The following is a 20,262-nucleotide window of genomic DNA, read 5'->3' as shown; positions in this document are numbered from 1 at the left end:
AAATGGTGAAAAACCAGGGCATTTAAAAAAATGCCCTGTTGTGATTAATCCGCGTCGTAACCTAAATTAGACGCCAGCCAGCGCTCAATTTCCGCCACCGACATGCCTTTCCGCCGCGCGTAATCTTCCACCTGGTCACGCTGAATTTGCGCTACCGCGAAATATTTACTGTCCGGGTGGCTGAAATACCAGCCGGAAACCGATGCCCCTGGCCACATCGCGTAGGATTCGGTCAGTTTCATCCCGGTATGTTTTTCAACGTCCAGCAACTGCCAGATGGTGCCTTTTTCCGTGTGCTCCGGACAAGCCGGATAGCCCGGTGCCGGGCGAATGCCCTGATAATTTTCACGGATCAACTCATCGTTGCTGAGGTTTTCATTCGGCGCGTAGCCCCAGTAGACTTTGCGCACCCGCTCATGCAGGTATTCTGCAAAGGCTTCCGCCAGGCGATCGGCCACCGCTTTCACCATGATTTTATTGTAATCATCGTGCGCGGCGTCATACGCTTGTGCTAACGCGTCCTCTTCAAGACCGCCCGTCACTGCGAATGCGCCAATGTAGTCCGCTTTGCCGCTCTGTTTAGGGGCGACAAAATCCGCCAGGCAGTAGTTGGCGAAACCGACTTTTTCCGTTTGCTGGCGCAGATGGCAACCCACTGTCAGCACTTGCGTGCGGGTTTCGTCGCGGTAGATTTCGACATCGTCGCCAACGCGGTTAGCCGGGAAGAGCCCGACCACGCCGCGCGGGTTGAGCAGCTTTTCCGCGCTCAATTTATCGAGCATCTCGTTGGCATCGGCAAACAGACGTTTCGCCTCTTCCCCCACCACCTCATCTTCAAGGATGCGCGGATATTTCCCGGCCAGCGACCAGGTCATAAAGAAGGGTGTCCAGTCGATGTAATTGCGCAGCGTCTCGATGCTGGCAGTAACTTCCTGCACGCCCAGGCGATGCGCGACCGGCGGAGTATAACTTTCCCAGTCAAACGCGAGATCGTTCTCCCGTGCGGCCTGCAACGTGACTGGCGGCGTACGCGGTTTTTTCCGCGCATGCTGGATACGTACGGTTTCATACTCTTTGCGGGTACGGGCAACAAACTCATCGTGCTGCGTATCCGAAAGCAGAGCAGACACCACACCTACGGTACGCGAGGCGTTTTGCACATACACCGTCGGCCCACTGTAGTTCTGTTCGATTTTCACCGCCGTGTGCGCTTTCGATGTGGTCGCACCGCCAATCAGCAGCGGGATGGTGAACCCCTGGCGTTCCATCTCTTTTGCCACGTTGACCATTTCGTCGAGCGACGGCGTAATCAATCCGGAAAGACCAATCAGATCAGCCTTCTCTTCGCGGGCGGTTTTCAGGATTTTATCGGCGGGCACCATCACGCCGAGATCGATAATTTCGTAGTTGTTGCATTGCAGCACGACGCCCACGATATTTTTGCCGATGTCGTGGACATCGCCTTTCACAGTGGCGATCACCATTTTGCCGTTGCTGCTGCCCTTCTCTTTGCTGGCTTCGATATACGGTTCCAGATACGCCACGGCTTGTTTCATCACGCGGGCAGATTTCACCACCTGCGGCAGGAACATTTTACCCTCGCCGAACAGATCGCCCACCACGTTCATGCCGTCCATCAACGGCCCTTCGATCACCTCGATCGGGCGAGCGGCCTGCTGACGCGCTTCTTCGGTATCGAATTCGATAAATTCGGTGATACCTTTTACCAGCGAATATTCGAGACGTTTTTTCACATCCCAACTGCGCCACTCCGCCTGCTGCGCGTTCGCCCCTTCATCGGCGGCTTTGCTGCCGCGGTATTTTTCCGCCAGATCCAGCATGCGCTCGGTCGCATCATCGCGGCGGTTAAGGATCACATCCTCAACGCCGTCACGCAGCTCGGCAGGCAAATCATCGTAAATCGCCAGTTGCCCGGCGTTGACGATGCCCATATCCATGCCGTTACGAATGGCGTAATACAGGAACACGGCATGGATCGCTTCACGCACCGGGTCGTTGCCGCGAAACGAGAACGAAACGTTGGAGACACCGCCGGAAATCAGCGCATGCGGCAGTTCGCGTTTGATATCTTCACACGCGCCGATAAAGTCCTGCGCGTAGTTGTTGTGCTCTTCAATACCCGTTGCCACGGCGAAGATATTCGGATCGAAGATAATGTCTTCCGGTGGGAAACCCACCTCTTCGGTCAGAATTTTATAGGCGCGACGGCAAATTTCGATTTTCCGCGCGCGCGTATCCGCCTGACCGATTTCGTCAAAGGCCATTACCACCACGGCGGCGCCATAACGACGCACCAGCTTCGCGTGGTGAATAAATGGCTCAACACCCTCTTTCATCGAAATCGAGTTAACGATGCCCTTACCCTGGATACATTTCAGCCCTTTTTCGATCACCTCCCATTTCGAGGAGTCGATCATGATGGGTACACGGGCAATGTCCGGCTCACCGGCAATCAGGTTGAGGAAACGCACCATCGCCGCTTCGGCATCGAGCATCCCTTCATCCATGTTGATGTCGATGATCTGCGCGCCGCTTTCAACCTGCTGGCGGGCCACGTCCAGCGCTTCGGCATATTTCTCTTCTTTGATCAGGCGTTTAAATTTGGCGGAACCGGTGACGTTGGTACGTTCGCCAACGTTTACAAACAGGCTATCGTCGCCAATGTTGAGCGGCTCCAGACCCGCAAGACGGCAAGCAACCGGCACCTCCGGTAGCTGACGCGGCGGCACGCCTTCGACCACGCGGCTCATGGCGGCGATATGCTCTGGTGTGGTACCGCAGCAGCCGCCGACAATGTTCAGAAAACCGGCTTGCGCCCACTCGCCGATTTGCACCGCCATGGTGTCGGCATCGAGATCATATTCACCAAAGGCGTTGGGCAGGCCGGCGTTCGGGTGCGCGGTGACATAGCATTCGGCGATACGGGAAAGTTCCTGCACATACTGGCGCAGTTCATCCGGCCCCAGCGCGCAGTTCAGGCCGAAGGTGAGCGCATCGGCGTGGCGCAGAGAGTTGTAAAACGCTTCGGTGGTCTGGCCGGAGAGCGTACGCCCGGAGGCGTCGGTAATGGTGCCGGAAATCATGATCGGCAGCTCAATGCCCAGCGCGTCAAACTCCGCTTTTACTGCAAAGATCGCCGCTTTGGCGTTAAGCGTATCGAACACGGTTTCGATCAGGATCAGATCCGATCCCCCTTCCACCAGCGCTTTGGTGGATTCGCGATAAGCGGTGACCAGCTGATCGAAAGTGATATTGCGAAACGCCGGGTCGTTAACGTCCGGTGAGATTGAGGCAGTGCGGTTAGTCGGGCCGAGCACACCCGCGACATAACGCGGTTTATCCGGCGTTTGCGCCGTCCATTTGTCGGCGCTGGCACGCGCCAGTTTGGCAGCAGCGAAGTTGATTTCCGCCGACAGGGATTCCATCTGGTAATCCGCCATGGCGATTGTCGTTGAGTTAAAGGTGTTGGTTTCGATGATATCCGCGCCCGCCGCAAAGTAGGCATCATGGATCGCGCTTATCACCTCCGGCTTGCTGAGCACCAGCAAGTCGTTGTTGCCTTTAAGATCGCAGGGCCAGTCGGCGAAACGCTCGCCGCGAAAATCCTGCTCACTCAAACGATAGCTCTGGATCATGGTGCCCATGCCCCCATCCAGAACCAGAATTCTTTTGCTTAACTGCTGCTTCAGTTGCTCAACTTTGCTGCTCACACGTGCTCCCGACAATGCTCAACCAGGCCAAAAGGCCAGCAGGACATACTGGCATAAAGTGGCAGAGCGGAAAAGCGACGCGGGGTGAACATGAGAGATGCTCACGTAACGCCCGTAAGCCTGATGGCTGCACCAACCCATAACCTTTTCAGTGCGATGACGGTTCAAGTTTTCAGGCCAGATTGCCGATGTATGCTGAAATCTTCTGCCCTCTTACAGGCACACCTACTTACGGAACCTATTATGTCGTTTTTGACGTCTCTTTTTGGCCATAAGAAACCTCGCCTCACCGACCTGCAACTCAACATTGCCGGGTGGCAATTGCATGAGAGCGGTGACACCAGCATGGCATGGTCCACTCCGGAACAAAGCGCGGTGCGCCTTCAGCTCCACGCCCCTGTGCAGTGGCCTTTTGCATTGCATGATATTGCCGCCGCCACACAGTATTGGCAGCAAGAAACTGCAAAGATTGGCGGCGCATTACTGGAGCTAACGGCGCTCGATATTCAGGGAATGGCGGCGTTGCAGGGCACGTTTAAATATCGCGATCCCACACCGGGTTCACTCGGGATGTATTTTGTCGCGATTGTCTGGCTCCCTGTAAAACAAGGCCTTTTCCAGATCAATGCTGAAGCGGTAGAAAAAGGGAACACCGGCTTTCGCGAAGCGGTGGTAATGGATTTACAACTTAAGCAGGGCAACATACCGCCCGTTAACGACGAACCCGAACTTCTCGACTCTGCCGACGCGCTCTTCGCCAAATTGCGGGAAAGTGAGCTGCGTTGCCTGCCGAGCGACGATCGTCAATATGATGAGATGTTTGCGGAGCATCCACTGAGCCAGGTAAGACGAACCATTGCGCTGTGTGCTCAACATACGCAGTTGGCGAAACACGTGCGCCAATAAAGAATCTGTGTCCGGCATTTTCGTTCTGTTTTGCGCGAACTCATCCGATCAGTCTGCCAGGGAGTTGCGTTATACTCAATCAAAACGAAAATGATTTCCACGATACAGAAAAAGGAGCCAGTCATGGCCACTTCCGTTCCCGCTAAACGAGGCAGAAAAGCTACAGCCCCGGCCGCTCCGGCGGGCGGGCAAGTCCAGTCATTGACCCGCGGCCTGAAACTGCTGGAATGGATTGCCGAGTCTCATGGCAGCGTCGCCCTTACCGAACTGGCGCAACAGGCCGGTTTGCCCAACTCGACCACCCATCGCTTACTCACCACCATGCAACAGCTAGGATTCGTTCGCCAGGTGGGCGAGCTGGGCCACTGGTCGGTAGGCGCACATGCGTTTATCGTCGGCAGCAGTTTCCTGCAAAGCCGCAACCTGATGGCGATTGTTCACCCAATCCTGCGCAACTTAATGGAAGAGTCCGGCGAAACCGTGAATCTCGCGGTGCTGGATAAGAGCGACCATCAGGCCATTATTATCGATCAGGTGCAGTGTACGCAGTTAATGCGCATGTCCGCGCCGATTGGCGGCAAGTTACCGATGCATGCTTCCGGCGCGGGAAAAGCGTTTTTGTCGCGTCTGAGCGATGAGCAGGTTGGCAGCTTGCTGCACCGCCAGGGGTTGCATGCGTACACCCATGCCACGTTGGTATCACCGGTACACCTGAAAGAAGATCTCGCCCAGACGCGTAAACGCGGCTACTCCTTTGACGACGAAGAGCACGCGCTGGGGCTGCGCTGCGTAGCGGCGTGCATTTTTGACGAACACGGCGAACCCTTCGCCGCGATTTCCATCTCCGGGCCTATCTCACGCATCACCGATGACCGCGTGACAGAACTGGGCGCGATGGTGATCCGTGGCGCGAAAGAAGTGACACTGGCTTACGGGGGAATGCGTTAACTTCCAAAAGGTTATATAGTGGACGTCCAATTTTTATCCACTCATCGGAATGACATATATGACCAAGGATGTTCACGATCGCCGTCCAGTAAAGACGCGCAATTCCGCCTGGGCGGCTTCGGCTGCCCGTTACCTGCGCCAAAAAGGCTACACGCCCAACACCATTTCTTTATTCAGTATTTTTTTTGCACTTCTCGCTGGCCTCTGTTTTCTTACCGTCTGGCACAGTGACAATACGCTGCTGCAACGCGGCCTGCTGCTATTCGCTATTGTCGGTATTCAGGGGCGGCTTATCTGTAATTTGCTCGATGGCATGGTAGCCGTAGAGGGCGGTCTGCGCAGCCCGGCGGGTGCTGTCTTTAACGAACTACCGGATCGCATTTCTGACAGCGTGCTGTTCCTTGGCGCGGGTTACGGTCTGGTGCAAGTGACTGGTGGGGTTGAGCTGGGCTGGGCGGCGGCTTTATTTGCGCTCTTTACCGCTTATGTACGCTTGCTTGGCGGCACCTGCGGCCTGGCGCAACAATTTAGCGGCCCAATGGCCAAACAACACCGAATGGCGCTGCTGACTGCTGCGACGGTTATCGCCATCATCCTGCCGCAGTGGGGGGAGCTGCTGCTGCTCTGCACACTGGCGTTAATTGCCCTTGGCGCAGCCTGGACGACAGTGCGCCGTACCCGTCGAATCATCTCTACATTGAAGCAGGAGAAGGCATCATGAAGCTGCATTTTTCTGTCGATAAGACCATTGTCAGAGCTTTTTTCGTTATGCTTTGCCGCCTGTTAACCGGCGTGAAAGCTTTTTGGCGCACCTTGCCACAGCCGGATCGCGCCACTATTTATTACGCCAACCATAGCAGCCACCTCGATGGTCTGGTTATTTGGGCGAGCTTTCCACGTGCGTTGCGCAATAGCGTACATCCGGTCGCCGCGGCGGATTACTGGAACAAAACAGCGCTTCGTCGCTACCTTGCTACGCGCATTTTTAACGCCATTCTGGTTGAACGGAGTAGCCCGGCTTCAGCCGCCAAAGAGACGGTAAAGCAGCGCGATCCGTTACAACCGCTGATGGAAAAGCTGGAACAAGGCCATTCGTTGATCTTCTTTCCTGAAGGTACGCGCGGCTCCGGTGATGAAGTCGCCAATTTTAAAAGCGGGCTTTATCACTTAACACAGCGCTTGCCAGTAGCGCAGCTGATTCCGGTGTGGCTGGAAAATATGAATCGTGTGCTGCCGAAAGGTTCACGTCTGGTGGTGCCGATTATCTGCACGGCAACGTTTGGCGAGCCATTGCCAGCGGTTACGGACGACGAAACGAAAAAGGAATTTTTAGACCGCGCCAGGTGTGCGCTGGAGGCACTTGCCCATGATTAATGTCGATTCCGATCTGCGCCTGCTACTGAGCGGGCTTTTCGGTCTGCTGACCGTCGCCAGTGTTATTGGTTTTTTGCTATCGCGCCGCTATCAAAACGCCACGATAGCTAACCTTAACGCGCGGATCCGCGCCTGGTGGTTGATGTGTACCGTTTCAGTCATCGCCATGCTGGTTGGCCCCATCGGTTCAGTTGTGCTGTTTGCGTTGATGTCGTTCTTCGCGCTACGCGAATGTATCACCCTGATGCCCACCCGCCGGGGCGATCATGAAGCACTGTTTTGGTGTTTCTTTATCATTCTTCCGGTGCAATACGTGCTGGTTGGCATCCAGTGGTATTCGGTGTTTGTGATTTTTATCCCGGTCTACGCCTTCTTGTTTATTCCGGCACGAGTGGCTATCGCGGGTGATACACAACACTTTCTTGAACGCAGCGCAAAAATCCAGTGGAGCCTGATGATGGCGGTCTACTGTGTTAGCCATGCGCCTGCGCTGCTGATGTTATCCATTCCGGGCTACAGTGGTGAAAATATCAAGCTAGTGCTGTTTATGATGATTGTTGTGCAGATTTCCGACGTGCTGCAATACGTCTTCGGTAAGCTGTGCGGCAAGCGCCCTATTGTGCCGAAACTCAGCCCGAACAAAACGGTAGAAGGCTTTGTGGGCGGTATTCTCAGCGCCAGTCTGGTCGGCATGGGGCTGTGGTGGATCACACCGTTTAACCCGTGGCAGGCTTTTGTTATTTCCCTGCTGATTACGCTGCTCGGCTTCCTTGGCGGTTTGTGTATGTCGGCGATTAAACGCGATCGCGGCGTGAAGGATTTCGGTGCAATGCTCGAAGGGCACGGCGGCATGATGGACAGGATTGATTCTCTCTGCTTTGCCGCCCCGATCTTCTTCCATGTGGTGAGATATTACTTTACCTGATTTACCCCGCCTGCCGCAGCGCGCCTGCGCCAAAGCGTACGCTGAAACGCTGGCGTTTGCGGTAGGCATAAACATCTTCGACATGCCCTTCGCGGATGCGCGCCTGCAACCCGCGCCAGTAATCGGCACGCAGTAGATCGGCATGCATCTCTTCGAATAGCGGACCGATTTCCGGGTCGGCGCACAACCAGTGACGAAACTCCTGTGGAAAAACATCGCCTGGCGACACGCTGTACCACGGTTCGGCGCTAAGCTCATCTTCCGGGTAACGCGGCGCGGGAATGTCGCGGAAATTCACTTCGGTCATGTAACAAATTTCGTCGTAATCGTAGAACACCACGCGCCCGTGACGGGTGACGCCGAAGTTCTTAAACAGCATGTCGCCGGGGAAAATATTGGCGGCGGCCAGCTGGCGAATGGCATTACCATACTCTTCTACCGCGTCGCGCAGTTGCTGACCTTTCACCTGCTCGAACCACAGATTGAGCGGCACCATACGCCGCTCAATATAGAGATGGCTGATGACGATGCGATCGCCGAGATCGGTGATTTTGCCTGGCGCTTGTTCCAGCAAAAGTGCCATGAGCGCCGGGGCAATCTGCCGTTTTTCCAGCACAAAGTTTTCAAACTCTTGTGTATCGGCCATACGGCCCACGCGATCATGCTCTTTGACCAGTTGATAGCAGGCACGAACGTGCGCGGCGCTCATCTCTTTTTGCGGGGGAAAGACATCTTTTATCACCTTAAATACCCGGTCAAAACCGGGCAACGTAAACACCAGCATCACCATGCCGCGAATGCCTGGCGCTTCAATAAACTGCTCATTGCTGGCGTTGATGTAATTTAAATATTCGCGGTAACTTTCCGTTTTGCCGTGTTTCTGGCAACCAATCGCCATATACAGTTCAGCAGTGGTTTTACCGGGTAGGATCTCGCGCAGCCACTCGACTGTCGCGGCGGGCAGCGGGGCGTAAACCATAAAATAGGAGCGGGCAAAACCAAACACGATGCTGGCTTCCGCCGATGTGGTCAGACAGGTATCGACAAACAGCTCACCGTCATCGCTGCGGTGAAGCGGCAACAAGAACGGCAGCGTAGCCGACGGGGTAATAAGCTTGCCCACCAGCCAGGCGGCTTTGTTGCGGTAAAACAACTCGTTCGCCACCTGCAAGTGAGAGTGAGCAAGGGGTTCGTTGCCAAACGCTTCCTGCAAATGTGCGGTGATATAACTTACGTCACGCGCTTTATCCTGCCACGGCAGGCGCAGCGGCAAATCCGACAGCACTTTGGTCAGCAGTGCTTCCCAGCCGCGTTCCGGCCAGAATGCTTTGGCTAACGGGCGCGGGATGGTGCGAAAGCGGCGTTCCGGTTGCGAGCTAAAGATAAACAACCGTTCGGGCGTGAGAGAGCGGTGATCGAACAGCCGGCAATAGACTGAATTAAAAAAACTTTCGGCGATTTCAAAGCGGGGATAATCCGGCAGCAGTTGCGTGTAGTGCTCTTTGACGCGCAGCAAAAACGCGGCGTCCGGGCTTTGGCTGTCGGTGATGCAACGCAGTTGCTCGACGACCAGGCCAACATGGTGATCATAAAGGTGAATGCGCTGTTTCATCGCCTGCTGAACAGCATGCCAGTCGGCTTGTTCAAAGCGCTGTTGCGCGCCGGAAGTCACTTCCAGAAAACGACCATACTGGGCATCAAAGCCTTGCAGGATGGTTTGGGCAATCAACAGTTCCAGACCACGCGACATCGTATTCCCCAGGCATTAGCCCGGCAGGCAAATTGCTACCGGGCAGATTGACGATTAGAACTGAGCTTCTTCCGTTGAACCCGTCAACGCCGTTACCGACGAGGCGCCGCCCTGAATAATGGTGGTGACTTTGTCGAAGTAACCGGTACCCACTTCCTGCTGGTGAGAAACGAAGGTGTAGCCCTCTTTGCCTGCGGCGAACTCTGGCTGCTGCACTTTTTCGACGTAGTGCTTCATCCCTTCGCCCTGCGCGTACGCGTGGGCTAAATCGAACATGTTGAACCACATGCTGTGGATGCCCGCGAGGGTGATGAACTGGAACTTGTACCCCATATCTGACAGCTCCTGCTGGAAGCGGGAGATGGTGTTATCATCAAGGTTCTTTTTCCAGTTAAACGACGGCGAGCAGTTGTATGCCAGCAGTTTGCCCGGGTATTTCGCGTGGATTGCATCGGCGAAACGGCGCGCCAGGTTCAGGTCTGGCGTGGAGGTTTCACACCACACCAGATCGGCATACGGCGCGTAAGCCAGGCCGCGGCTGATCGCCTGCTCAATGCCTGCATGAGCGCGGTAAAACCCTTCGCTGGTGCGTTCGCCGGTGATAAACGTGCTGTCATACGGGTCGCAATCTGAGGTAATCAGATCGGCGGCATCGGCATCGGTGCGCGCCACCAACAGCGTCGGAACGCCCAGCACATCCGCTGCCAGACGCGCCGCCACCAGTTTCTGCACCGCTTCTTGCGTAGGGACTAACACTTTGCCGCCCATATGGCCGCATTTTTTCACTGACGCGAGTTGATCTTCGAAATGCACTGCCGCCGCACCGGCTTCAATCATCGATTTCATCAGTTCAAAGGCGTTCAGTACGCCACCAAAGCCAGCTTCGGCATCTGCGACGATCGGCAGGAAATAGTCGACAAAGCGCGGGTCACCTGGCTCAATACCGGAAGACCACTGAATTTGATCGGCGCGACGGAACGTATTATTGATGCGCTCAACCACCGACGGCACGGAGTTTGCCGGGTAGAGCGACTGGTCCGGGTACATGCTGGCGGCGAGGTTAGCATCTGCCGCCACCTGCCAGCCGGAGAGATACACCGCTTCGATTCCCGCTTTCGCCTGCTGCAACGCCTGCCCACCCGTCAGCGCGCCAAGGCTGTTGATGTACCCTTTTTTCGATTCGCCATGCAGCAAGCGCCACATTTTCGCCGCGCCCAGTTGCGCCAGCGTGCATTCCGGATTGACCGAGCCGCGTAACTTCACCACATCTTCCGCGCTATAAGGGCGGCGAATGCCTTCCCAGCGCGGCTGCGTCCACTCTTTTTGTAATTCTTCGATTTGTTGGGTACGGGTTTTCATATACAGATGCTCCATATTCTTCTCCTGGCTCGCCAGGCGTTATTGGTGAAGGCAGTTTGGCCACGACCAGCGCACGAAAACCGCAACGTGCTGGTGATACGTAAGGATGTTGAGCACTGTCCAGGGCCAAATTGGCGAACAAAATAGTCCGGGCGATTACGCCAGCAGGCGGTAGCCAGGCAACGTTAAGAAGTCGATCAGCTCATCAGAAGTGGTGATCTGCTCCATCAGGCGCGCGGCATCGTTAAAACGCCCGCTGCTGAAACGGTGCTCGCCCAGCTCCTCCTGAATAACCAGCATCTCTTCAGCCAGCATCTGGCGGAACAGCGCTTTAGTGACCGGCTTGCCGTTGCTCAGCGTTTTTTCGTGATGGATCCATTGCCAGATTGAGGTACGGGAAATTTCCGCCGTGGCGGCATCTTCCATCAGCCCGTAAATCGGCACGCAGCCATTGCCGGAGATCCACGCTTCGATGTACTGCACCGCGACGCGGATATTGGCGCGCATGCCCTCTTCGGTGCGCTCGCCTTCACAAGGTGCCAGCAGATCTTCTGCGGTGATCGGCGCATCGTCTTCACGGCTGACAAAGAGTTGGTTTTTGTGTTCGCCCAGCGCCGCGTTGAATACCTCCATCACCGTGTCACCAAGCCCCGGATGCGCAATCCAGGTGCCATCGTGGCCGTTATTCGCTTCGAGCTGTTTATCGGCTTTCACTTTGTTCAGCACCCAGTTGTTGCGTTCGGTGTCTTTGCTGGGGATAAACGCCGCCATACCGCCCATCGCGAAAGCGCCGCGACGATGGCAGGTTTTGATCAGCAGACGTGAATAAGCACTGAGGAACGGTTTATCCATCGTCACTACCTGGCGGTCAGGCAGCACGCGATCCGGGTAGTTTTTCAGCGTCTTGATGTAGCTGAAGATGTAATCCCAGCGTCCGCAGTTCAGGCCAACAATGTGATCGCGCAGCGCATGCAGGATCTCATCCATCTGGAATACCGCGGGCAAGGTTTCAATCAGAAGCGTGGCTTTGATGGTGCCGCGCGGCAAATTGAAACGATCCTCGGTAAAGCTGAAGACTTCGCTCCACCATGCAGCTTCTTGCCATGACTGCGTTTTCGGCAGGTAGAAATAGGGACCGCTACCTTTGGCGAGCAGACTTTTGTGGTTGTGGAAAAAGTAGAGCGCGAAATCGAACAGGCTGCCCGGAATGGCCTCGTCGCGCCAGGTGACGTGTTTTTCCGGCAGGTGTAAACCACGCACACGGCAAACCAGCACCGCCGGGTTTGGCTTCAGCTGGTAGATCTTACCCGCTTCATTGGTGTAGCTGATGGTGCCGTTGACGGCATCGCGCAGGTTGATCTGCCCGTCGATCACTTTGTCCCAGTTCGGTGCCAGCGAATCTTCAAAATCCGCCATGAACACCTTCACATTGGCATTCAGCGCGTTGATCACCATTTTGCGCTCAACCGGCCCGGTAATTTCAACGCGGCGGTCCAGCAGATCGTCGGGAATTCCCCGGATCGTCCAGTCACCTTCGCGAATGGAAGCTGTTTCCGAAATAAAATCAGGCAACGTACCGGCATCGATCTGTTGCTGCTGATGCACGCGCGCGGCCAGCAGTTGATTGCGCTTTGGCGTAAAGCGGGTGACCAGCTCGCTCAGGAATTCCACCGCTGCCGGGGTGAGAATCTGCTTCTCTTGTTCACCGTACGGTCGCGTAAAGGCCAGTTCATCGGTTGTTGTCGCCTGTTGTGTCATGGTGCGATTCCTCTTTTTTGCAGCAAAGACATTTCCCAATGCCAACGAAGATCGGGTGTGCAGTTTTCGTTCAGCAGGATCAATCCTGGCTAATAATTTTTCCAAAATCAAAAACAATTTCCATTTTTAAATTAAAATGGAAATAACTATTTGATAAAAAAGAGGTTATAGTTTTATTGTGTTGAGAAGTGATTTTCGCAAATAAAAAAGGCACCCGAAGGTGCCTGTAATAAGGGGCTGAAACGCTTAATCCAGCGTCGGATTCATATGGCTCAGATCGTATGGCGTGATCTGGTAGACGTAGTAGTTGAGCCAGTTGATAAACAGCAAATTGCCGTGGCTGCGCCAGGATGCACGTGGTTTATTCTGCGGATCGTCATGGGGAAAATAGTTGTGCGGTAGCGCCGGACTTAGCCCCGCATCCACATCGCGGAAGAACTCGTCTGCCAGTGTGTTGGCATCATATTCCGGATGGCCGGTAACAAAGGCGATACGTTTGTCTTTGCTGGCAAACAGGTAGGCGTCGCCCTCTTCCGTCTGGGCGAGGATCTCTAAATCGGTGTAGTCGCGGATCAATGCAGCCGGGAAATCGGCGTAACGCGAGTGCGGCGCCAGAAAAACATCATCAAAACCACGCGTCAACAACGCGTGAGGATGAAGGATGTGGTGTTCGTATACGCCGGAGAGTTTTTCGGTGCGGGTCTGTTTGGGGATGCCATAAAGGATGTTTAGCGCGGCTTGTACCGCCCAACAGACAAACAGGGTGGAGGTGACATGATCTTTTGCCCACTCCAGAACCTGCTCGATTTGCGGCCAGTAGGCCACGTCGTTAAATTCAACTAAGCCTAATGGCGCACCGGTGACGATCAGGCCATCGTAGTTTTCATCACGGATGTCATCGAAATTACAGTAAAAGGTATTGAGGTGCTCGGCCGGTGTGTTGCGTGATTCACGCGAGTCAATGCGCAGCAGGCGCACATCAACTTGTAGCGGTGAGTTGGACAGCAAGCGCAGGAACTGGTTTTCCGTCTCAATCTTCTTTGGCATCAGATTGAGGATCAGCACCTTCAGCGGGCGTATTTCCTGCACTGTTGCGCGCGATGTCGTCATCACAAAGACATTCTCATCACGCAAGAAATTGACGGCTGGCAGCTCGTCCTGCACCCGAATCGGCATATCTTATATCCTCACTGCATACGTTTAAACGTTTAGACATCCAGACAGCCGAAGATACCCAGGAATCGGCAAAATGTCGAGTCCGCAAGTGAAAGGTGAGAAAGTTTCACGTCGCTGCCTGTTTAGCATTGATATTAGCTAATGATTTTCGGTTTGTTATCGCGCGGAGAGGGAGACATTTTCGATTGTCTCAGTGCTGCCAGTACGTGTTGATCGCTAAGCGGTGTCTGACTGGCAACGACCTGCGGGTAACGGCATCGGCCTTGCGAAGCGCCAAAAGTCATTTCAAGAATGGCGCGCTCTTCGACGGGCGATAAGCCGCCTTCATTCATTTCCAGCGCATGCGCGAGGATAGCTAAACGCCCCATGCCCGGAAGTGCGTGCCAGAATGCGCGCGGTGCAACTTGTAGAATCAAATCTTGTAATAGCTTTTCCGCCGGGAAAAAGTCTGCGATGAGTATTCGCTGGTTGCTGAAGGTTTGGCTACCCGATACCTGCTGCTGAGTCTGGAGGTTACGCACAACCATGCGATTTTTATAAAGCTGGGCGTACAGAACGATCATTGAGATGTCCTTTAGCGATAAATGGAGCTGAAACAATAGCAAAAAAGCCCCGTGCTTTCGCATGAGGCTTTGTTCCGGGCAGGCAGTCACGCCTGTTGTGCGCTGGCTCAGGCAGGCGGGGTAGTTTACCGGTACTTACTGTCTGTTCCACATGAGGCTTTCTGTCGGGCAGATGAAAGGTTAAAACCGCCATCACAGACATGTTTTGCCGCATCCGAAGGGGGAGCGCCTGTGCTGTTTCACAGCGTAAAAACGCAAAAAGGCCATCCGTCAGGATGGCCTCTTCACTTGTTTGATGCCTGGCAGTTCCCTACTCTCGCATGGGGAGACCCCACACTACCATCGGCGCTACGGCGTTTCACTTCTGAGTTCGGCATGGGGTCAGGTGGGACCACCGCGCTACTGCCGCCAGGCAAATTCTGTTGTCAGACCGTTCTCACGCCCTGACGTAATCTGTATCAAGCTGATTTCATCTCTCTCACGCCAAAACATCTTCGGCGTTGTAAGGTTAAGCCTCACGGTTCATTAGTACCGGTTAGCTCAACGCATCGCTGCGCTTACACACCCGGCCTATCAACGTCGTCGTCTTCAACGTTCCTTCAGGAGACCTAAAGTCTCAGGGAGAACTCATCTCGGGGCAAGTTTCGTGCTTAGATGCTTTCAGCACTTATCTCTTCCGCATTTAGCTACCGGGCAGTGCCATTGGCATGACAACCCGAACACCAGTGATGCGTCCACTCCGGTCCTCTCGTACTAGGAGCAGCCCCCCTCAATTCTCCAGCGCCCACGGCAGATAGGGACCGAACTGTCTCACGACGTTCTAAACCCAGCTCGCGTACCACTTTAAATGGCGAACAGCCATACCCTTGGGACCTACTTCAGCCCCAGGATGTGATGAGCCGACATCGAGGTGCCAAACACCGCCGTCGATATGAACTCTTGGGCGGTATCAGCCTGTTATCCCCGGAGTACCTTTTATCCGTTGAGCGATGGCCCTTCCATTCAGAACCACCGGATCACTATGACCTGCTTTCGCACCTGCTCGCGCCGTCACGCTCGCAGTCAAGCCAGCTTATGCCATTGCACTAACCTCCTGATGTCCGACCAGGATTAGCTGACCTTCGTGCTCCTCCGTTACGCTTTAGGAGGAGACCGCCCCAGTCAAACTACCCACCAGACACTGTCCGCAACCCGGGTAACGGGTCCACGTTAGAACACCAGCCATTAAAGGGTGGTATTTCAAGGGCGGCTCCACGCAGACTGGCGTCCACGCTTCAAAGCCTCCCACCTATCCTACACATCAAGGACCAGTGTTCAGTGTCAAGCTATAGTAAAGGTTCACGGGGTCTTTCCGTCTTGCCGCGGGTACACTGCATCTTCACAGCGAGTTCAATTTCACTGAGTCTCGGGTGGAGACAGCCTGGCCATCATTACGCCATTCGTGCAGGTCGGAACTTACCCGACAAGGAATTTCGCTACCTTAGGACCGTTATAGTTACGGCCGCCGTTTACCGGGGCTTCGATCAAGAGCTTCTCCTTACGGATGACCCCATCAATTAACCTTCCGGCACCGGGCAGGCGTCACACCGTATACGTCCACTTTCGTGTTTGCACAGTGCTGTGTTTTTAATAAACAGTTGCAGCCAGCTGGTATCTTCGACTGATTTCAGCTCCACGAGCAAGTCGCTTCACCTACGCATCAGCGTGCCTTCTCCCGAAGTTACGGCACCATTTTGCCTAGTTCCTTCACCCGAGTTCTCTCAAGCGCCTTGGTATTCTCTACCTGACCACCTGTGTCGGTTTGGGGTACGATTTCGTGTTACCTGGAGCTTAGAGGCTTTTCCTGGAAGCAGGGCATTTGTTACTTCAGCACCGTAGTGCCTCGTCATCACGCCTCAGTGTTAAAGTCCTCCGGATTTGCCTGGAGCACACACCTTCACGCTTAAACCGGGACAACCGTCGCCCGGCTAACATAGCCTTCTCCGTCCCCCCTTCGCAGTAACACCAAGTACAGGAATATTAACCTGTTTCCCATCGACTACGCCTTTCGGCCTCGCCTTAGGGGTCGACTCACCCTGCCCCGATTAACGTTGGACAGGAACCCTTGGTCTTCCGGCGAGCGGGCTTTTCACCCGCTTTATCGTTACTTATGTCAGCATTCGCACTTCTGATACCTCCAGCATGCCTCACAGCACACCTTCGCAGGCTTACAGAACGCTCCCCTACCCAACAACACATAAGTGTCGCTGCCGCAGCTTCGGTGCATGGTTTAGCCCCGTTACATCTTCCGCGCAGGCCGACTCGACCAGTGAGCTATTACGCTTTCTTTAAATGATGGCTGCTTCTAAGCCAACATCCTGGCTGTCTGGGCCTTCCCACATCGTTTCCCACTTAACCATGACTTTGGGACCTTAGCTGGCGGTCTGGGTTGTTTCCCTCTTCACGACGGACGTTAGCACCCGCCGTGTGTCTCCCGTGATAACATTCTCCGGTATTCGTAGTTTGCATCGGGTTGGTAAGCCGGGATGGCCCCCTAGCCGAAACAGTGCTCTACCCCCGGAGATGAATTCACGAGGCGCTACCTAAATAGCTTTCGGGGAGAACCAGCTATCTCCCGGTTTGATTGGCCTTTCACCCCCAGCCACAGGTCATCCGCTAATTTTTCAACATTAGTCGGTTCGGTCCTCCAGTTAGTGTTACCCAACCTTCAACCTGCCCATGGCTAGATCACCGGGTTTCGGGTCTATACCCTGCAACTTAACGCCCAGTTAAGACTCGGTTTCCCTTCGGCTCCCCTATTCGGTTAACCTTGCTACAGAATATAAGTCGCTGACCCATTATACAAAAGGTACGCAGTCACACCCCGAAGGATGCTCCCACTGCTTGTACGTACACGGTTTCAGGTTCTTTTTCACTCCCCTCGCCGGGGTTCTTTTCGCCTTTCCCTCACGGTACTGGTTCACTATCGGTCAGTCAGGAGTATTTAGCCTTGGAGGATGGTCCCCCCATATTCAGACAGGATACCACGTGTCCCGCCCTACTCATCGAGCTCACAACCTGTGCATTTTTGTGTACGGGGCTGTCACCCTGTATCGCGCGACTTTCCAGACGCTTCCACTAACACACAAGCTGATTCAGGCTCTGGGCTGCTCCCCGTTCGCTCGCCGCTACTGGGGGAATCTCGGTTGATTTCTTTTCCTCGGGGTACTTAGATGTTTCAGTTCCCCCGGTTCGCCTCATTAACCTATGGATTCAGTTAATGATAGTGTGACGAGTCACACTGGGTTTCCCCATTCGGACATCGCCGGTTATAACGGTTCATATCACCTTACCGGCGCTTTTCGCAGATTAGCACGTCCTTCATCGCCTCTGACTGCCAGGGCATCCACCGTGTACGCTTAGTCGCTTAACCTCACAACCCGAAGATGTTTCGTGAAACATCCGCGTGTCGCGAAAATTTGAGAGACTCACAGAACAGTTCGCACTGTTCAGTGTTTCAATTTTCAGCTTGATCCAGATTTTTAAAGAGCAAATATCTCAAACATGACTCGCTGTTCACACAACGGAATCAGTTTTGAGATACATCGGCAGGTGACTTTCACTCACAAACCAGCAAGTGGCGTCCCCTAGGGGATTCGAACCCCTGTTACCGCCGTGAAAGGGCGGTGTCCTGGGCCTCTAGACGAAGGGGACGTAAAGTCTCGCTCGCAAGACGCCTTGCTTTTACTTTTCATCAGACAATCTGTGTGGACACTGCAGAGGCAGGTTCTTTAAGGTAAGGAGGTGATCCAACCGCAGGTTCCCCTACGGTTACCTTGTTACGACTTCACCCCAGTCATGAATCACAAAGTGGTAAGCGCCCTCCCGAAGGTTAAGCTACCTACTTCTTTTGCAACCCACTCCCATGGTGTGACGGGCGGTGTGTACAAGGCCCGGGAACGTATTCACCGTGGCATTCTGATCCACGATTACTAGCGATTCCGACTTCATGGAGTCGAGTTGCAGACTCCAATCCGGACTACGACGCACTTTATGAGGTCCGCTTGCTCTCGCGAGGTCGCTTCTCTTTGTATGCGCCATTGTAGCACGTGTGTAGCCCTGGTCGTAAGGGCCATGATGACTTGACGTCATCCCCACCTTCCTCCAGTTTATCACTGGCAGTCTCCTTTGAGTTCCCGGCCTAACCGCTGGCAACAAAGGATAAGGGTTGCGCTCGTTGCGGGACTTAACCCAACATTTCACAACACGAGCTGACGACAGCCATGCAGCACCTGTCTCACAGTTCCCGAAGGCACCAAAGCATCTCTGCTAAGTTCTGTGGATGTCAAGACCAGGTAAGGTTCTTCGCGTTGCATCGAATTAAACCACATGCTCCACCGCTTGTGCGGGCCCCCGTCAATTCATTTGAGTTTTAACCTTGCGGCCGTACTCCCCAGGCGGTCTATTTAACGCGTTAGCTCCGGAAGCCACGCCTCAAGGGCACAACCTCCAAATAGACATCGTTTACGGCGTGGACTACCAGGGTATCTAATCCTGTTTGCTCCCCACGCTTTCGCACCTGAGCGTCAGTCTTCGTCCAGGAGGCCGCCTTCGCCACCGGTATTCCTCCAGATCTCTACGCATTTCACCGCTACACCTGGAATTCTACCTCCCTCTACGAGACTCAAGCCTGCCAGTTTCGGATGCAGTTCCCAGGTTGAGCCCGGGGATTTCACATCCGACTTGACAGACCGCCTGCGTGCGCTTTACGCCCAGTAATTCCGATTAACGCTTGCACCCTCCGTATTACCGCGGCTGCTGGCACGGAGTTAGCCGGTGCTTCTTCTGCGGGTAACGTCAATGAGCAAGGTTATTAACCTTACTCCCTTCCTCCCCGCTGAAAGTACTTTACAACCCGAAGGCCTTCTTCATACACGCGGCATGGCTGCATCAGGCTTGCGCCCATTGTGCAATATTCCCCACTGCTGCCTCCCGTAGGAGTCTGGACCGTGTCTCAGTTCCAGTGTGGCTGGTCATCCTCTCAGACCAGCTAGGGATCGTCGCCTAGGTGAGCCGTTACCCCACCTACTAGCTAATCCCATCTGGGCACATCTGATGGCAAGAGGCCCGAAGGTCCCCCTCTTTGGTCTTGCGACGTTATGCGGTATTAGCTACCGTTTCCAGTAGTTATCCCCCTCCATCAGGCAGTTTCCCAGACATTACTCACCCGTCCGCCACTCGTCACCCGAGAGCAAGCTCTCTGTGTTACCGTTCGACTTGCATGTGTTAGGCCTGCCGCCAGCGTTCAATCTGAGCCATGATCAAACTCTTCAATTTAAAAGTTTGATGCTCAATGAATTAAACTTCGTAATGAATTACGTGTTCACTCGTTGAGACTTGGTATTCATTTTTCGTCCGAGGACGTTCAAGAATCCAGTCACCCTGAGTGCCCACACAGATTGTCTGATAAATTGTTAAAGAGCAGGTGCGACGCGCTTTAGCGCTCTGTCGCGAGGTGGCGTATATTACGCTTTCCTCTTTCAGAGTCAACCCTGAATTTCAGGATTTTTTCTCTTCAACCGAACCGGTTGTTTGTGTGAAGTGATTCACATCCGCCGTGTCGATGGAGGCGCATTATAGGGAGTTCTCCGCCCCCCGCAATAGAAAAATGACATAAAAATGACTGACTGCTGCATTCCACAGCAAAACCCGCCTTTATACCCCTTTACGCACAGACTTATCCACAATCCGGCAAAAGTACAAAAATTCGCGAGCGCTACGCAAACGTTTTCG

Annotated in this window: 11 protein-coding genes, 1 tRNA gene and 3 rRNA genes; 5 read left to right on the top strand and 10 right to left on the bottom strand. The window is 54.3% G+C overall.

Annotation, left to right across the window (positions count from 1 at the left end; translation table 11 throughout):
* Positions 1-44: 44 nt before the first annotated feature.
* Positions 45-3,731 carry a methionine synthase gene (gene metH / locus M8Q36_RS07330; RefSeq protein ID WP_249880454.1) on the bottom strand — a complete coding sequence of 1,229 codons (3,687 nt, stop codon included), beginning with the start codon at positions 3,729-3,731 and terminating at the stop codon, positions 45-47.
* 243 nt (positions 3,732-3,974) lie between these two features.
* On the opposite strand from metH, the gene M8Q36_RS07325 reads away from it, so the two are divergent.
* From M8Q36_RS07325 to M8Q36_RS07305, 5 genes are all read left to right on the top strand, one after another.
* Entirely contained in the window at positions 3,975-4,637 is a 663-nt protein-coding gene (locus M8Q36_RS07325) for a hypothetical protein (RefSeq protein ID WP_249880453.1), read from the top strand.
* Between the two features lie 123 nt (positions 4,638-4,760).
* A complete protein-coding gene (gene iclR / locus M8Q36_RS07320; protein ID WP_020456083.1) occupies positions 4,761-5,585 on the top strand; it encodes a glyoxylate bypass operon transcriptional repressor IclR in 825 nt (274 codons plus the stop codon).
* A gap of 58 nt (positions 5,586-5,643) precedes the next feature.
* Positions 5,644-6,306, top strand: coding sequence for a CDP-alcohol phosphatidyltransferase family protein (locus M8Q36_RS07315; RefSeq protein WP_249880452.1), 663 nt, complete (start codon positions 5,644-5,646; stop codon positions 6,304-6,306).
* Positions 6,303-6,959: a lysophospholipid acyltransferase family protein gene (locus M8Q36_RS07310; RefSeq protein ID WP_249880451.1), complete on the top strand. Its 657-nt coding sequence runs from the start codon at positions 6,303-6,305 to the stop codon at positions 6,957-6,959. Before M8Q36_RS07315 ends, M8Q36_RS07310 begins: the two co-directional genes overlap by 4 nt.
* Positions 6,952-7,884 carry a phosphatidate cytidylyltransferase gene (locus tag M8Q36_RS07305; RefSeq protein WP_249880450.1) on the top strand — a complete coding sequence of 311 codons (933 nt, stop codon included), beginning with the start codon at positions 6,952-6,954 and terminating at the stop codon, positions 7,882-7,884. The genes M8Q36_RS07310 and M8Q36_RS07305 overlap by 8 nt, the downstream gene beginning before the upstream one ends.
* 1 nt (position 7,885) lies before the next feature.
* On the opposite strand, the gene aceK is transcribed toward M8Q36_RS07305, so the two are convergent.
* From aceK to M8Q36_RS07260, 9 genes are all read right to left on the bottom strand, one after another.
* Entirely contained in the window at positions 7,886-9,634 is a 1,749-nt protein-coding gene (gene aceK, locus M8Q36_RS07300; protein WP_249880449.1) for a bifunctional isocitrate dehydrogenase kinase/phosphatase, read from the bottom strand.
* 54 nt (positions 9,635-9,688) lie between these two features.
* Positions 9,689-10,993, bottom strand: coding sequence for an isocitrate lyase (aceA, locus tag M8Q36_RS07295; protein ID WP_249882729.1), 1,305 nt, complete (start codon positions 10,991-10,993; stop codon positions 9,689-9,691).
* 156 nt (positions 10,994-11,149) lie between these two features.
* Positions 11,150-12,751 carry a malate synthase A gene (gene aceB, locus M8Q36_RS07290; RefSeq protein WP_249880448.1) on the bottom strand — a complete coding sequence of 534 codons (1,602 nt, stop codon included), beginning with the start codon at positions 12,749-12,751 and terminating at the stop codon, positions 11,150-11,152.
* Between the two features lie 246 nt (positions 12,752-12,997).
* The gene (gene metA, locus M8Q36_RS07285; protein WP_020456077.1) at positions 12,998-13,927 is read right to left on the bottom strand and encodes a homoserine O-acetyltransferase MetA; all 930 of its coding nucleotides are present in this window, start codon (positions 13,925-13,927) and stop codon (positions 12,998-13,000) included.
* 134 nt (positions 13,928-14,061) lie between these two features.
* Complete coding sequence (locus M8Q36_RS07280; RefSeq protein WP_249880447.1) at positions 14,062-14,490, bottom strand: YjaA family stress response protein; 429 nt, start codon at positions 14,488-14,490, stop codon at positions 14,062-14,064.
* Positions 14,491-14,787: 297 nt separating this feature from the next.
* Positions 14,788-14,903 (bottom strand): 5S ribosomal RNA (gene rrf / locus M8Q36_RS07275).
* Between the two features lie 91 nt (positions 14,904-14,994).
* Positions 14,995-17,902 (bottom strand): 23S ribosomal RNA (locus tag M8Q36_RS07270).
* 205 nt (positions 17,903-18,107) lie between these two features.
* A tRNA-Glu gene (locus M8Q36_RS07265) sits at positions 18,108-18,183 on the bottom strand.
* Positions 18,184-18,266: 83 nt separating this feature from the next.
* Positions 18,267-19,806, bottom strand: a 16S ribosomal RNA gene (locus tag M8Q36_RS07260).
* Together the 16S, 23S and 5S rRNA genes with 1 tRNA gene alongside form the textbook arrangement of a ribosomal RNA operon.
* Positions 19,807-20,262: the final 456 nt, after the last annotated feature.

Origin of the sequence: Kosakonia sp. R1.Fl (assembly GCF_023516815.1) — a bacterium.
Lineage (GTDB): Bacteria > Pseudomonadota > Gammaproteobacteria > Enterobacterales > Enterobacteriaceae > Kosakonia.
Note: the sequence above shows the minus strand (reverse complement) of the source record. Positions and strands in the feature narration are given on the sequence as shown.

What these genes read in the sequence shown, in the direction of transcription:
- M8Q36_RS07325 (WP_249880453.1), top strand. Translation starts at nt 3,975, where the DNA reads ATGTCGTTTTTGACGTCTCTTTTTGGCCATAAGAAACCTCGCCTCACC.
- metA (WP_020456077.1), bottom strand. Translation starts at nt 13,927, where the DNA reads ATGCCGATTCGGGTGCAGGACGAGCTGCCAGCCGTCAATTTCTTGCGT.
- aceB (WP_249880448.1), bottom strand. Translation starts at nt 12,751, where the DNA reads ATGACACAACAGGCGACAACAACCGATGAACTGGCCTTTACGCGACCG.
- iclR (WP_020456083.1), top strand. Translation starts at nt 4,761, where the DNA reads ATGGCCACTTCCGTTCCCGCTAAACGAGGCAGAAAAGCTACAGCCCCG.
- aceK (WP_249880449.1), bottom strand. Translation starts at nt 9,634, where the DNA reads ATGTCGCGTGGTCTGGAACTGTTGATTGCCCAAACCATCCTGCAAGGC.
- M8Q36_RS07280 (WP_249880447.1), bottom strand. Translation starts at nt 14,490, where the DNA reads ATGATCGTTCTGTACGCCCAGCTTTATAAAAATCGCATGGTTGTGCGT.
- M8Q36_RS07315 (WP_249880452.1), top strand. Translation starts at nt 5,644, where the DNA reads ATGACCAAGGATGTTCACGATCGCCGTCCAGTAAAGACGCGCAATTCC.
- M8Q36_RS07305 (WP_249880450.1), top strand. Translation starts at nt 6,952, where the DNA reads ATGATTAATGTCGATTCCGATCTGCGCCTGCTACTGAGCGGGCTTTTC.
- aceA (WP_249882729.1), bottom strand. Translation starts at nt 10,993, where the DNA reads ATGAAAACCCGTACCCAACAAATCGAAGAATTACAAAAAGAGTGGACG.
- M8Q36_RS07310 (WP_249880451.1), top strand. Translation starts at nt 6,303, where the DNA reads ATGAAGCTGCATTTTTCTGTCGATAAGACCATTGTCAGAGCTTTTTTC.